Annotated in this window: 13 protein-coding genes and 1 pseudogene; 6 read left to right on the plus strand and 8 right to left on the minus strand. The window is 53.7% G+C overall.

Annotated elements, in window-relative coordinates:
- Positions 1 to 34 precede the first annotated feature (34 nt).
- Positions 35 to 214 carry a hypothetical protein gene (locus Pla52o_RS25415; RefSeq protein WP_146597448.1) on the plus strand — a complete coding sequence of 60 codons (180 nt, stop codon included), beginning with the start codon at positions 35 to 37 and terminating at the stop codon, positions 212 to 214.
- 58 nt (positions 215 to 272) lie between these two features.
- Here Pla52o_RS25415 and Pla52o_RS25420 read toward each other — a convergent pair whose 3' ends face one another.
- The 4 genes from Pla52o_RS25420 to Pla52o_RS25440 all read right to left on the minus strand — a co-directional run bounded on the left by Pla52o_RS25420 (position 273) and on the right by Pla52o_RS25440 (position 3880).
- Positions 273 to 743, minus strand: a complete 471-nt coding sequence (locus tag Pla52o_RS25420; protein ID WP_231612657.1) for a hypothetical protein — start codon at positions 741 to 743, stop codon at positions 273 to 275.
- A 147-nt stretch (positions 744 to 890) separates the two neighbouring features.
- Positions 891 to 1508 (minus strand): hypothetical protein, encoded by a 618-nt coding sequence (locus Pla52o_RS25425; protein ID WP_146597450.1) that lies wholly within the window; start codon positions 1506 to 1508, stop codon positions 891 to 893.
- 638 nt (positions 1509 to 2146) lie between these two features.
- Positions 2147 to 2512 carry a hypothetical protein gene (locus Pla52o_RS25435; RefSeq protein ID WP_146597451.1) on the minus strand — a complete coding sequence of 122 codons (366 nt, stop codon included), beginning with the start codon at positions 2510 to 2512 and terminating at the stop codon, positions 2147 to 2149.
- Positions 2513 to 3388: 876 nt separating this feature from the next.
- Positions 3389 to 3880: a GNAT family N-acetyltransferase gene (locus Pla52o_RS25440; protein WP_146597452.1), complete on the minus strand. Its 492-nt coding sequence runs from the start codon at positions 3878 to 3880 to the stop codon at positions 3389 to 3391.
- Between the two features lie 1459 nt (positions 3881 to 5339).
- On the opposite strand from Pla52o_RS25440, the gene Pla52o_RS25445 reads away from it, so the two are divergent.
- Together Pla52o_RS25445 and Pla52o_RS25450 are read left to right on the plus strand one after the other, a co-directional pair.
- The gene (locus Pla52o_RS25445; RefSeq protein ID WP_146597453.1) at positions 5340 to 6326 is read left to right on the plus strand and encodes a DUF1559 domain-containing protein; all 987 of its coding nucleotides are present in this window, start codon (positions 5340 to 5342) and stop codon (positions 6324 to 6326) included.
- Between the two features lie 46 nt (positions 6327 to 6372).
- Complete coding sequence (locus Pla52o_RS25450; RefSeq protein WP_231612658.1) at positions 6373 to 6783, plus strand: hypothetical protein; 411 nt, start codon at positions 6373 to 6375, stop codon at positions 6781 to 6783.
- Positions 6784 to 7870: 1087 nt separating this feature from the next.
- Here the strand turns inward: Pla52o_RS25450 and Pla52o_RS25455 are convergent.
- Positions 7871 to 8077 (minus strand): hypothetical protein, encoded by a 207-nt coding sequence (locus Pla52o_RS25455; protein ID WP_146597454.1) that lies wholly within the window; start codon positions 8075 to 8077, stop codon positions 7871 to 7873.
- Between the two features lie 171 nt (positions 8078 to 8248).
- Here Pla52o_RS25455 and Pla52o_RS25460 point away from each other — a divergent pair, with 171 nt between their 5' ends.
- Complete coding sequence (locus Pla52o_RS25460) at positions 8249 to 10705, plus strand: DUF4838 domain-containing protein (RefSeq protein WP_146597455.1); 2457 nt, start codon at positions 8249 to 8251, stop codon at positions 10703 to 10705.
- A gap of 94 nt (positions 10706 to 10799) precedes the next feature.
- On the opposite strand, the gene Pla52o_RS27985 is transcribed toward Pla52o_RS25460, so the two are convergent.
- Both Pla52o_RS27985 and Pla52o_RS25470 read right to left on the minus strand, forming a co-directional pair.
- A complete protein-coding gene (locus Pla52o_RS27985; RefSeq protein WP_197169525.1) occupies positions 10800 to 10931 on the minus strand; it encodes a transposase in 132 nt (43 codons plus the stop codon).
- Between the two features lie 524 nt (positions 10932 to 11455).
- A complete protein-coding gene (locus tag Pla52o_RS25470; RefSeq protein ID WP_146597456.1) occupies positions 11456 to 12076 on the minus strand; it encodes a YdeI/OmpD-associated family protein in 621 nt (206 codons plus the stop codon).
- Positions 12077 to 12429: 353 nt separating this feature from the next.
- Between Pla52o_RS25470 and Pla52o_RS28025 the strand changes: the two are divergent.
- Positions 12430 to 12617, plus strand: a pseudogene (locus tag Pla52o_RS28025) (IS91 family transposase); the annotation flags it as partial.
- 566 nt (positions 12618 to 13183) lie between these two features.
- On the opposite strand, the gene Pla52o_RS25480 reads toward Pla52o_RS28025, so the two are convergent.
- Positions 13184 to 13663, minus strand: a complete 480-nt coding sequence (locus Pla52o_RS25480; protein ID WP_146597458.1) for a hypothetical protein — start codon at positions 13661 to 13663, stop codon at positions 13184 to 13186.
- A gap of 475 nt (positions 13664 to 14138) precedes the next feature.
- Between Pla52o_RS25480 and Pla52o_RS25485 the strand changes: the two genes are divergently transcribed.
- Positions 14139 to 14627: tyrosine-type recombinase/integrase (locus Pla52o_RS25485; protein ID WP_197169527.1), on the plus strand; the 489-nt coding region annotated here is incomplete at its 3' end.

Genomic DNA, 14627 nt, shown 5'->3' on the forward strand with positions numbered 1-14627 from the left:
AAAACCACTGACACCTCAAACCACCGATACGCCCATGATGATCCTTTCGATGGATCTGGGCAAGTTCAACACCGTCTGCTGCCTCTACGATACCCGAAATCGCAAGTACCGATTCGAAACCATCGCCACCAAACGATCGTACGTCAATCACCTCCTGGACTCCCTCCAAGCCGACATGCTCGTCATGGAAGTCTGCAGCCCGAGCGGTAGATGATCCATCGCCAAAATGCGTTTTCGAGTACTATCAGTGCATTCGATGGTTCCCCGCTACGCTAGAGCCTGACATAGTGTTTCCACACGATGTGTGTCTTGGTCTCGCCATCGCCTCGTGACACGATCAACGTAGTCGAAGTCTTTGCAGTATTGACAAGGATCGTATGGAGCGAAAATGGGCGGCCCTCGGAGTCGTCTGATACTAGCACGGATCGACCGCCTTTGAGTCCTGCTTTTGTCTGGTCGTCCGCGTTTTTGTCCGGCGCCAGTTTTGCCTCGTAGAAGGCGATCACCTTTTCGACGGAGTCGTCCGTTGTCATTGTGGTCTTACAGACAAACGATTGAACCGCACGTTTGCCATCACTGTCAACGGTGGCGGCATCCGACATCTCAGCGCCGTGCAGTTTAGATTTGGGATAGTTCCATTGTGAGATCGTCCCCATCAACGTGACCGGCTCGTCGCCTCCGGCCGTGTGGGGCGTTAAAGACACACAAGCAATGGAAAGTAGGATCGCGGCAACCAAGCGCATTGCATCGGCTTTCGTTTTGAAGTGGTTGGACAGATGCGATGTGAGTCTTTAAAGCTCGATTTCAGCCGGGGAACAGTGCGCGTCACCGGCAACGCGAAGAAACGCTTCTAACAGCCAAAACGCTCGGCTCTCCGGCGATTGCGATGATTACGCCTCTTTCGGTGGCTCGATCCAAAGCTGCAACTCAGCCGACCCCGACTTTGTGCTGTTCCCATCTCGCACGCGGGCTAACGGAAATTTGCGTTTCGGCTCGCCAAGTTCAGGTTCAAAAAGGCCTGCGAAATAGGTCGTCATCGTGTGAAAGGCCAACAATTCACCAGCGTTTTGGATCGGGAGTTGGCCAGTCCGTCCATGATTTGTCCAGCGGATGATCGGCTCGCCGTCGGCATCCTTCAGCAACGTCAATGTCAGGATGGACAGTCCGGGTGCAAGTGCTATTTCGGTCTCCGATGCATTCCCCCCCTCGACATCATTCGAGTCAACAATCCGAATCCGGTAACCCTCGGCAGGAACAAACACGCGCCACTTCATCTCGAGTTCGTCGCGTGCCAGTGAGCCAGGGCCTGGTGCAGAAAGGAACAGAGCGTTTACCGATGCCCCGTTTGCCGGACGGTCATGGCGGAACACATCAATCTCGGCTAATTCGTCTGTAACACGGGACAACTGCCACGATGTTCGAATATGGGAACCGATTGCCGCAACGAGCACTACCACGAGAACGCATTCGAATGCGGTTGGCCGACGAGGGGCGAACTTGAATTTCATGAGTCACTCTCGATTGATGATGAACGAGTGGCGTTATGGTACCCGTCACCGAGAACGGACGTTTGATTTGCCACTTCAAAAAACTCGCAAGCCATCCTTCGTGTGCACGGCATGGTGACACGTCGATGCCATTATCTACGCATAAGTCGTGACCTGCAAGTCTGAGCTAAGATTAGACCAAGTGAGCCTGGACAACGCTCGCGCCGGAGCCTTCGATAATGCCCTTGTGTTGGCAGTAGTCAGATGCAAGCCAAACCACGAAGTCGTTTGCTCCCTTACTTGCGTTGCATGAATTGCAACGCAACGCGATATTCTCCAGCGTAATGATGCTAGCGTCATTTTCGATGTGCTCTCAAGTCGCGACACGTTTTCGTGAACCGTCATTCGAGTCCGATTCCAGGAATGCGCCCCTGCAATAAACGCACGTCTGATCACGTTCGCGAATTGCCGCCTCCATTTCAGGAGGGATTCCCCAGTGGTTCATTATTTGTTCGCGTTATGGTTACGATCACCGAAGACGGGACGATGGACGTTATCGTGGCCGAATCTGACGCAATCCCTGGATTCAGTGCACGAATCGTTACTCGGCATGTTCACATGCCCACCGCGAATGACGTTCCTCGACAACCGACCTAAGTCTAACGCAACTCGATCAGGACGGTCGTACAGGCTGCGGTTCCGGACAGCTTTGACAGCGCAATATTGGCGTTGATTCGCGGGCAGACCTTCGGACGCATGCGTTGTCCGCGAATCACCCCCATCAGCGCGAACCATCCATCGCGCGTTCTAGTACGAGGAACGGCAGGCATCACCGATGCACGATCATAAAGACGACCATCGCCTAACGCGTTTTCGAGTCCTCCGTGTGGATGCCATGGTTCGCCGCAATCTGCAGCGGACTCATGCCGTCCATCGTGGTTTATATTGACCAGCGTCATTCCGATCGCATCGATCACCATCAAACCAAACGGCGGAAGCCGGAAACGTAGGAAGATGGAGAACACGACGTTCGGCGGATATTGAAAGGCAACGGCAAGTCATCAACCGCCCACGCAAAAACCTGCGTTGCGATTTTTGATGGTCATGGCACGAGGACATGTGCAAGAAACATGGCGGCGGAATACGTGAGGCGCGGGAATGTCACGCCAGCGGTAGTGGCGATCAAGCTGGCCCCGTATATGACGTAGTTAGCAAATGGCCGATCGGAGACGTCGTAAAAACAGTTGATGAGTGTAAGGGTCAGTAATCCGATTACGAATCCTGCGAATCCGCAAACAGCACCGCTCAGGATACGGTGCCGCAGCCTTGGAGGATCCGTGTCGTCTTGCATTTGAAAGCGGTAGCCTTGCTCGGCGATCGATTTGGGTTAACCAGGTTGTGCCGCCCTCGATGATCCATTCCTATACCGTCATAGCGGCAACGTTGGTTCACCCCGCGGTTCTTGATCTGGGCTTGTTCGGCGGACGATTCGTCAATCAAATCGATTCCGCGTCCCCCACGATACTCCCCAAAGCGGGACCGAGCAACAATTGATCGAGCCGATTCACGAGTCGGCGACCTTCGACTGGCGCATCGGCCGTGCTGGAAGTCGCCGTGCTGGAAGTCGACCGTTGGCAACGCCACGTAACGATGAGTGTTTACTCGTGGCGATGAGTGTTCCAGCAAGCAAGAACACTCATCATCCCTAATCGCACACCAATGACCTTGCCTTGGAGGTCGGCCCGGACTCCATTGGGCTAATAAAGGCGTCAGGTAATTCAGCCATTCAGCTAAATCGAGTTATAAGGATTCATTGGCATAATGTTTCGGTTAACCGGGTGGCGATCAACCGACGTGGAATTCGGCGTCCACTCGAACCGCCACCCCAGTTCAACCGGATGCTACGCCGATTCTCGCTGTATCTCCCACCGCCAAACCGGACCATCATCCGGATCAATGACTTCACCCATATTGCGGAAACCGCATCTGGTCAGCACTCGAGTTGATGCATTCGTCTCCGGAAGCGTGTGTGCCCGAACCAGCAGAACCTCGTTGTGCCCAAAAGCATAGTGGACCAAAGCGCGAGCAGCTTCGGTGGCGTAGCCGTTTCGCTGACGATCCGGTTCCACGCAGTACGCGATCTCGACGACGCCTTCGGGTGTTGGGGGACCCTTGAAACCGCATTGGCCGACGAAGACGTTGCTATCGCGAAGCTGGATGTTGAACCCAAGAAGCCATGGATCCGCCGAGGTTGCGGAACCAAGAAGCGACAACCAATCGGCTGACAGATTCACTTTGTCAGTTTCCGACATTGCATCAATTCGCGCGCGTGTCTCGTCGAGGGACTGGAGTGCCAGTTTCAGACGCGGTGTTTCGATTTGGATTTTGCTCATTGGGACAAAAAAAGTGTCAGGACTTTTCTCGGTAGCGGGACTTCTTTCTTGGTTCTTCCGCGGGGGCGGAGCGTGGACTGGAGGTCAAGGCGACGTGCGATCGATTCTACCCAAGTTGACTCTCCTAGGGAGCTGCCTCGGCGAATCGACCATCGGATTTGATCGAGCTGCTTGTCGCCGAGTGCTTCGTTGACTCGCCTAAGCCAGTTCGGCGAGCGCGGGATCGGCCATGGTGACAGTAACCTTGGCAGAGGTTCACTGGCTTCGGACCAGCGAGACAGCGATCCCCAACGCCAATCCTCAGCGTTTTTAACCAGCTCTGCTCGTTTCGCATTTCGTTCAACGCAGCGACACAGGACGAAGAAGTGATCGTCGTCCTGAACAGGCAAACTGTTGAAGCGACCTTGGTACACATGCCCTTCTCCCGCAGCGTGATAGTGGGCGTAGTAAGCAGGCAGGAATGATTGGGTAAAATCCCATTAGCCGCTTTGGCGTTAGCCACGGTTCGCACGTTCAACCGTGGCTCGTGTTTTGTTACAGCACGAGGTTAGGGTAGTGGACGAGGCGACGAGATGTTGATTACCCACAAATACGATTACGCCGGAGGCGTCCGCAGACATTAGCCGGCGGTCGAGCGAAGCGAAAACCGCCGGAAACAGATCAAAACCTAAACGTCGACCCCGAAGGTGGTCGGAGATCCATCACCAAGGATTCTACGACACCCTTCGGGGTCGACAGGATTCGCTTGGCTAATGACCACAGGTGACGCTGCGATTACCTGCGGCTAATGTCCGCAATCCCTACGGGACACTTGTGGGTAATCAACAGGAGGCGACGAGTCCCTTACCTACCACGAATCCCAGGGACTCGTTGCCTCGTCCACTACGGTCAAACCCTACTTTTTAGCTGTGACAAAGCACTCACGCCAAAACGGCTAATCTGCCGAAAGACTCCAGCCTACATGCTTAACGCATGGTGTGCGTGAGCGTGCCCCACCGCAAGAAAGGGCTCATTCCTCCGCACTCATTGGGTTGCAGCACCAGGTGCCAATGATGGGGGCATCAACTGGCAGGCCAAGATTCGGCAGAGATAGAGCGGCAATCCCTCGGACAAGATGTTCTCGAATGCCTCGTAGTCGGCGTCTTTGTGAAAAATTGTCCAGCGCCCAGTGCTCCGTTTCAAGGCATGGCAACTCGCACACTTCTCGTCCGCACGTTTAGGTCTAGGCATTTCACCAGCCCCAATAGTCGCCTCATGGCACTAAAAGAGTCCTGATTCATTTCCTTCACTACCTGACACCTTTGACCCTTCCGGGCCACAGGTGTTTCGTCACGTGAGGGGATTGCATCGCCATAAACCGTAACGCTACACTGGAGGGTTACGCGCAAACCACCCGGAACTGCTGCCGTGCGGATTGCTGCGACAATTCCCACTCATTTCTTTGCCTAAGGGGTTTCCGATGCCAACCGCACTCAAGTCCGCACGTCGCGGGTTCACGCTCGTGGAGCTACTCGTTGTGATTGCCATCATTGGTGTCTTAGTTGGCTTGTTGCTGCCAGCGGTGCAGGCCGCCCGCGAAGCGGCACGCCGAATGAGCTGCTCCAATAACATGAAGCAGATCGGCCTTGCGATGCACAACTACCATGATACCCATCAGAAGTTCCCGTATGGTTATCTCCTGGAGGCCCAGTCAGAGACACTTAAACGAGAATGCTGGTTCCAGAACCTTCTGCCATTTGTCGAGCAGCAGGCGTATTTCGAGCGATACAAGGTCGCGTTTGAAACTTATGGCGCCTCCCAGGCGACACATCTTCACCAATTGCCAGCGGAATTGATTGGCATTGCGATACCTGCCTTCATGTGCCCTTCGGATCCATCGGGCCCAGCCCATGGTGGCAGCGGATCCGACAGAGGCTTCCAAGGAAGTTACGGTGTTTGCGGCGGTGGCGGTACGCCAGCCCATGATCTGACTGGCGGGATTACGGCCGCGCAGATGCAAATCGTTCGGACGGATTCGGGAGGCATGTTTGGGCAAGCGAATAGTTACAAGTTCCGCGATTGCCTCGACGGAACCTCGCATACGCTGCTCGCCAGCGAGACGATTATTCGCGGTGCGTCCGGCGCAAGCAGTTGGGGTGACATGGGCGGCTACTGGGGCGGTGCGATCTTTGGCTCCTATGGTTTTACCTCGGCAGAGCCTCCGAACACAACGGTGCCCGATTTTACTCGTTTGTGCAGGAGCAAGACTTTTCCGAAATCGCCTTGCGAGGATATCACTGATTCCAACCACCGCAATTTCTACAATTTTGCCCGCAGTCATCACACCGGCGGCGTGTTGACGGCGTTCTGTGACGGCTCAGTTCGATTTGTCACCGATTCGATCCAACGACAGACCTGGCGTGACCTGGGCAACCGTGCCGATGGCCGTACGATCGGTGAGTTTTAAGGTTCCCCCTTCCCTGTCCCTTCGATTTGTTTTTGTTGAGTCATTGATGAATAAAAATGTAGTTTGTTTCGCTGGTTTGTTTTTGGTGTTGCCACTGTTAGTTGGTTGTCCCGGTGGTAGCGGGCTCGACTTGCAACCGGTGAGCGGCACGGTGACGTATGACGGCGCACCGCTCAAGGACGGCCGGATTCAATTTCGATCCCTCGAAGGCGACCAACGAAGTTTCAGTGGCCCAATCGAAAATGGCAGGTACTCAGTGGAGACCTTTACCGGACCGATGCAGGTCGAGATTCGTGCCTCACGGATCGTTCCGGGCTTGTTCGATGAATCCAACCCCGGTGAGAAAACGCCGATAGGCGAAATGTACCTTCCTGAAAAATACAATTCTCTCACCGAACTGACCGCCGACGTGCCCTCGGGAGGCGAGACGATCGACTTCGATTTGACCAGCTCGTAACAGCGAAAGAAAATGGAATGGAATCCGTAGCCTGGACTGTCAAATCCCCTGGATAAAAAAGGGGGCAGGGACAAAAAAGTGTCAGGACTTTTCTCGGTAGCGGGACTTCTTTCTTGGTTCTTCCGCGGGGGCGGAGCGTGGACTGGAGGTCAAGGCGACATGCGATCGATTCTACCCAAGTTGACTGTCCTAGGGAGCTGCCTCGGCGAATCGACCATCGGATTTGATCGAGCTGCGTGTCGCCGAGTGCTTCGTTGACTCGCCTAAGCCAGTGCGGCGAGCGCGGGATCGGCCATGGTGACAGTAACCTTGGCAGAGGTTTACTGGTTTAGAACCAGCGATACAGCGATCCCCAACGCCAATCCTCAGCCTTTTTAACCAGCCCGGCTCGTTTCGCATTTCGTTCAACGTAGCGACACAGGACGAGGAAGTGATCGTTGTCCTGAACTGGAAAACTTTTGAAGCGACCTTGGTACACATGCCCTTCTCCCGCAGCGTGATAGTGGGCGTAGTAAGCAGGCAGGAATGATTGGGTAAAATCCCATTAGCCGCTTTGGCGTTAGCCACGGTTCGCACGTTCAACCGTGGCTCGTGTTTTGTTACAGCACGAGGTTAGGGTAGTGGACGAGGCGACGAGATGTTGATTACCCGAAAATTCGATTACGCCGGAGGCGTCCGCAGACATTCGCCGGCGGTCGAGCGAAGCGAAAACCGCCGGAAACAGATCAAAACCTAAACGTCGCCCCCGAAGGGGGTCGGAGATCCATCACCAAGGATTCTACGCCACCCTTCGGGGTCGATAGGATTCGCTTGGCTAATGACCACAGGTGACGCTGCGATTACCTGCGGCTAATGTCGGCAATCCCTACGGGATACTTGTGGGTAATCAACAGGAGGCGACGAGTCCCTTACCTACCACGAATCCCAGGGACTCGTTGCCTCGTCCACTACGGTCAACCCCTACTTTTTAGCTGTGACAAAGCACTCACGCCAAAACGGCTAATTTGCTGAAAGACGACTGCCTACATGCTTAACGCATGGTGTGCGTGAGCGTGACCCAACGCAGAAATGGCTCATCCCTCCGCGCTCATTGGGTTGCAGCACCAGGTGCCAATGATGGGGGCATCAACTGGCAGGCCAAGATTCGACAGAGAAAGAGCGGCAATCCCTCGGACAAGATGCTCTCGAATACCTCGCAGTCCGCGTCTTTGCGAAAGAGCGTCCAGCGACCATTGCTCCGTTTCAAGGCATGGAAACTCGCATCCTTCTCGTCCGCACGTTTAGGTCTAGGCATTTCACCAGCCCAACAGTCGCCTCATGGCCTGACAGCTTTTCTTCACCGAGCTAGCCACTACCGGTAGCGACTCATCGCCTCAGCCCGTGCCATTCAGCCAGACACCTTTCCTTCCCCTAGATCTGCTATAAATCATAGCCTAACTAAACTTGCACCTAATCGAAATTCATCATGGTTCGAAAACACCTTCTCCGACTGGGACTATCGCTGGCTTCGGGACTCGGCGTTCTATGGTCTTGTCAGCAAAACGCGGATGCGATGATTGTGGTGCAGAACGGTCAACCCAGAGCGACCATCGTTGTGGCGCAAGACGCAAGCGAACAGGTGCGTCGAGCCGCACAAACCTTGCAGGAATACATCCTGAAAAGCAGCGGCGCAAAATTGCCCATTGCCGCAACGGCAGTTGGCAATGCAATCACCGTGGGACAGAACGCCGCTGTGGATACATCCGAAATCGATAGCGATGGGTTTATCCTGCAAGGTCTTAACGATCATCAATACGCCATCGCTGGCGGCAGCGACTGGGGAACCGAATTTGGCGTCTATGATTTCCTAGAACGATATCTCGGCGTGCGCTGGTTGATGCCGACAGACTTGGGAACCGACATTCCCAAACATCAAACCATTGATATTCCCGATACTAAAATCGTTCAACAACCCACTTATCTTTCGCGGCAATTTTCACCGATCAATCTCACGGTTAATTCTCCGTCAGGAAAATGGGGACGTTTTAATCGCGCTCGTGGGCGAGTGGAATTTCATCATAATTTATTGAATCTTTTCCCACCGAGCCGCTTTGCAAAAACTCACCCAGAATTCTATCCAGTGCAACAGGATGGAAAACGCTATATTCCCAAAGATGATGTAGATCCGCACTGGCAGCCCAACCTCACTGCACCAGGAATCGTGGATGTGGCTGTGGAACGTATTGAAAAATATTTTGAGGAACATCCCAACGCCACTAGTTATTCGTTGGGGATGAACGATTCCAACAACTGGGATCAATCCGCTGTTTCCAGAGCGAAACGCAACGGCAAAACTAACTTTTTGGGATACGAAGATGTTTCCGATGAGTACTTCACTTGGGCGAATGCCGTCGTAGAAAAAGTACTTGTGAAGTATCCCGATAAGTACTTTGGTGTTTTAGCCTACAATGGCATCGCCGAGCCGCCCACCAAAGTCGACGTCAATTCGCACATCGTGCCGTTTATCACCTACGATCGCATGCGTTGGGAAGATCCGGTCCTTCGCGAACAGGGACGGTTGCTCACGCAGCGGTGGGAAAAGGTTTCTCCCGTTTTGGGTTGGTATGACTATGCATACGGCATCAGTTATCAGTTGCCGCGTGTCTTCTTTCATCGGGCACAGAAATACCTAAGCTGGGGCGCGGATCATCAGGTGGAGTATTCCTATGCCGAGCTCTATCCAAACTGGGGATCCGGCCCCAAGCCGTGGGTTTTCAGCAAGCTCTATTGGAATCCCAATCAAGATGTGGATGCGTTATTGGATGATTGGTGCGCGCATTTTGCCGGAGAGAAGGCTGGGCCAAAACTGAAGAATTTCTACTCTACATGGGAGAAGTTTTGGACGGTGGATCTCTATCATTCCAAATGGAATACCGATAAAGGACAATACTTGCCATTCAATGCTGACCCCAGTTACTTGATGGATGTTCCTCAATCTTATATCACGCAATCCGATGCTGACTTTGCTGCTGCGTTGCAGTTGGCTGACACGCCCGAGCGCAAGGCACGCGTCGCTAAACTTAAGGAGATGTGGGATTTTTACAAAGCCTCGATCATCACTTATCAGGGCGAGGAATTGGCATCAAAGAGTGATCCGCAATCGGAAAAGGACGCTCTAACCTTGCTGGACAAAGCGGCTGATGTGATGGTGCAAGCGAGTAAGCGGAAGACGCTACTGGCTGCGTTCGCCAAGGATCCGCTGTATTCCGGCAGCGCAGATTACATCACACGATATCCTGCCACCAACGGCGGCAACTGGGGGCCATCCTTGCTATGGCGTGTTTTGCCATGGGTGGAAAAGAGCGCGTCAGTGAAAGCGAGTATGGAGAAACTGGCCGCCAGCACCGATCCCGCAGTGAGTGAACCAGCACAGCTGATCCTTCATACGGTGAACGGCAAATCCGTTTTGGTTTCGAAGAATCCTTCTTTCGAAGAAGGCACAGCCGGCTGGACAACTTGGGATAAATCTGACGAATCAACCACGTATCACAAGGGCATCTGGAAAGCGACTCCAGATCAGGCTCACAGCGGAAAGCAGAGCTTCATGATTAAAGGATTGGGACGCGGCGCTGCGATTCAAGACATCGCCTACGAACCCGGTACTTATTACGCGCAGGTCTATTGTTATGTGCCCGAAGGCTCCAAGCCAGGCACTGCCAGCGTGGTTTTGAGCGTCGCAGGAAATAGTAAAATGATTCTTCCATCGACGCTCATCACACTGAAGCCAGGAACGTGGAGCAACAGCGTCGTTCCGTTCACGCTGACCGAGGACAAAACGGGCAAAGCCACTGCCGTGCGGATGTTGATGCTGCTTGATGGTTTTGGTCCAGATGGTGAACTTTATGTGGACGATGCCGGAATTTATAAGATCGACAATAAATAGATATTGTCGCGGGCCGTCCCCAGTGCATTGACGCGATGCAATTCAACCTGATTGCATCGCACCCATGGTAGAAGGACTCACTTTTGTAGGTCCATCACGGCTCAGTGTGGGTGTAAATCAAGTCCACCGCAGTAGAAAAGATCGCTGTCTTGCAGTTCTCTTTGTTGCGGTAACCGCCCCCTCGCCGCTTGACGGACTGGATCTTTCGATTGATTCCCTCGGCCACTGCGTTCGTGATCCCATGGGTGCATGTAGCTCACCGCGTTGGCTAATCGCATCTTTCTCGTCCGCATGTTTAGGTCAAGGCATTTCACCGCCCTAAGCAGTTACGCAGGAATGATTGGGTGAAATCCCATTAGCCGCTTGGGCGTTAGCCCCGCTTGAACCGCTTGAACCGTGGCTAACGCCAAAACGGCTAATCTACCGAAAGACTCCTGCACACCTGCTAACAGTCGCCTCATGGCCGCAAAAGAGGCCTGCCACCTTTCCTTCACCGCATGTCGCAGGTTGCTGTTTTGGCTTCTGCTTAGGAGGTGGTTTCCTGGTTACTTTCGTGCGGATAGCCATCGCGTGTCGTCTTAAATAGTAGCGAGCTATCGAAACTTCGGAATAGACACGCAAACTGGCATTGGGTTCGGCTTGCCAACACAAAGGTAGCCGTAACTGGGCGGCGACGAAACGCTGTCTATTTCAAAACCGCCCGGCTTTACCGCTCCTGTTCACGGCACGGTTCTGTTGCTCGTTTCAGCCTCAACGCTCCATCGCACCTTTTCCCGCAAGAATCTTATCACGGAATTTGGCGATGCGTGAAATCCGTGTCGCTGGCTTCTTAGCTGAATTCAGGTTTATCACGTAGCTTTTTTGGCGGCCGGGAGTAAGACAATAAAATGCTTCAGCAAGTTCGGGATCGGAGTCCAAAGCCTCTCGCAGTTCATCAGGCAGTTCGATTTTGCCTTGCTGTGTCGGGAGCTTGATGCCTGCTTCGGCATACCCCATCGCCTCTGTCAAACAGGACTCAATGACCAGCTTCATCTTCGCTACTTGGTTGTTCTCCGTAAAACGGATCATGTCGGGGTGCTGGGTATTCGGCCCCCGTTTTTCCAATACGCCATCGGGGTCTTTCATCAGAGCAGCGTTAAAGAAACTCAGACGGAAGTCGTTTCGAAGGGCTCCGATAATGACGATATTGCGATTGCCGTGCATGTAGCAGGGATGCCCCCATTTGACGGTCTCGACCAAATCCATTCCGAGGCAAATTTCGCGGAGTTTAGCGAGGCCACCGCTCCAATGGCGAGTTGAACAATCCGAAGTCGCAAACCGTTCGCAGCGGCCGCAACCCTTCGAAAAGTATTCTTCAATATCACTAATCATGCTGGTGCTAAATCTCGGGAACCAAGAACGGTGTCAGGATACTTTTCTCGGTACCGGGACTTGTTTCTTGGGTCTTCCGCGGAGGCGGAGGGTGGACTGGAGGTCGAGGCGACGTGCGATCGATTCTACCCAAGTTGACTGTCCTAGGGGACTGCCTCGGCGAATCGACCAGCGAATTTGATCGAGCTGCCTTGTCGTCGGCGTCTTTGTGAAAGATTGTCCAGCGCCCATTGCCCCGATTCAAGGCATGGTAAATCGCGTCTTTCTCGTCCGCACGCTTAGGTCTAGGCATTTCACCGCCTTAACAGTCGCCTCATGGCCGCAAAAGAGTCCTGACAGGTTTCCTGTCACCTGATGAGGTGCGTTGGTTGGTGTGGCTGTTTTTATCTGGCTGGCCAGCGGGCATGCGCCGCAAGAGAAGCCGCTGACACAACCACTTTGCTGCTCGGACTGCGGTGGTCAGTTGCGAGTGGTCGAGGTGACGTACGATCCGATCGAGTGCTCAGACACCCGATCACTAGCCTACTTCGACAGCGGATGATGAAACCGACGAACCCACATCAACGACCTACCTCGCAAACGTTTCAGGGAAGACGTCGACTGAAGGTGCGCGCCGATCCGATCGAGGTCGCATCAAAAGCTTCTGTTAGTCCATTGCCAGCCATGCCAGATCGCACCCGAATGGTCTCAAAGTGCCTGAGTAATGCCTTTCAGGTTCATCGAACGGATCGACTCGGTAGCGATGACGATTGACTCGTCAAAGCAAAACTCAAGTAGTTGATCGAGAGACCGATCTCGCTTCCACGGGCTTCTTGAACAAAGCCCTTGAACATCGGCTCGTACCTCGCGATGTCAAAGGCTTACTGGTTCGCCGCATTTTGCCGTTAGTTCGAGGTGCCGCCAGATGACGATTCGCCACCAGATTGGTTTGGCGTGGATTGTTGCACCTGCTGCAAGGGTGGGATGCTCGCGCCTCGTTCCTCGGTCGGTACAACTTGCATGGACGGTACTGACGCGCCGTTTTCTATGCGGACCATTCGCGGTACGGCAGCGCCATAACGGTCGGTTGTTCGAGTATCATCGTCAGCCATCAAAATCTCCGTGTATTTAGTCGTTTGATTGTGTTGAAGAATCGGAATCCGTGCTACCACCAGATGGAGCGTCCGACCGCTGCTCGGGAAGTTGTTGCATCGGCGGAATGCTTGAACCCAAATCGTCCGTAGGCGCCTGTTGCATATTCGGAACAGTTGCTCCGCCTTCGATTCGTTGCATGCGATTCACGGAAGCACCCTTCTTTTGCGATCCGGGGATTTCCTTTGCCATGTTCGCCTCCGGCGAATTTGAGTGAAGATTTGATCCGAAAAAGCATAGTAGCAAAACTATACCGAGAATAAACGAAATCGCCGACCACCCGGCGAGTCGATCAGTCCATTCTGAGGCTTTGTTCGGCGCCGTGAGGGCGTCGTCATTTTTGTTGAGGTAATAGTCCTCGGCGAGAGCTAGCTGACGCTTGATTCCAGCTTGGCTTGTCTGAAAGGAAACGAGCGTTGCGATGATTGCACATACGAATGCGATCCATGACAGCACCAAGCACCAAATCCCGTATTCCGCGTCCATGCCACGCAGAAAAGCGACACTGGTAGCGAGTCCGGCACTCGACAAGGTCAGAATTGCGCGGTCAAAATTCTCGTTGTTCGAGAGTTGACGTTTAAGTAGATCGTCCCGCGTTTGTGCGTAGAGTTCGTTTCGCTTGTCGTCGGCCGTCATGCTTCTCCATTGGCAAGCGTTTGAGCGTAAGATTCCGTTGATCTATTGGGCAGGAAATCAAGGGAGAAAGGGCGCAAAACCTTTCCCCCGTCGGCGAACGTCAACGATAACCGGGCCGGCGCGGTTGATCTTCCATTTTGAAAACGCGTGTTCGCCGGCTCCGCGTTCATCGTTTTGTTCAAGTAAGCCGCTATCGCGGCGGCGTGGATGCTTTATCTAGAGCGTCAGTTTAGCCGATCCTCAGTGCGCTGGCATGTTTTCTTGTTGTTTTTTACTCTCTCAACAAGGATCTACCATGGTTAACTACGATCACCTCCCCGCTGCATCTCGTTACTTCGACGGCAAGCTCTATCAGAACATGAACGAAGACCTGCAGCTTGCCGGTATGAGCAAACGCACCGTGCACGGCTATCTCCGAGCCGTTCGGCAACTCGCCGACTACTGTGAAAAACGTCCCAACCGAATCACCGAATCCGAACTGCGGCGATACTTCCTGTACCTCAAGAACGAAAAACAATTCGCTTACGGATCGATCCGAGTAGCATTCTCTGGCATCAAGTACTTCTACTCGCGAACCTGCAAGCGGAATTGGCAGACGCTCGCCACGATGAAGCTGCAGCGGTCCAAAACGATGCCGGAGGTGCTTACCATCGAACAGGTCCACCGCATCATCGACGCCTGCCGAGTCGAGCGGATTGCAGCCTTCTTTTGGACGACCTACTCGATGGGCTTGCGGCTCGAGGAAGCTCGCAACCTGCAAGTCGGTGACATTGATTCCCAGCGG

The organism is Novipirellula galeiformis (genome assembly GCF_007860095.1).
Classification (GTDB): Bacteria; Planctomycetota; Planctomycetia; order Pirellulales; family Pirellulaceae; genus Novipirellula; species Novipirellula galeiformis.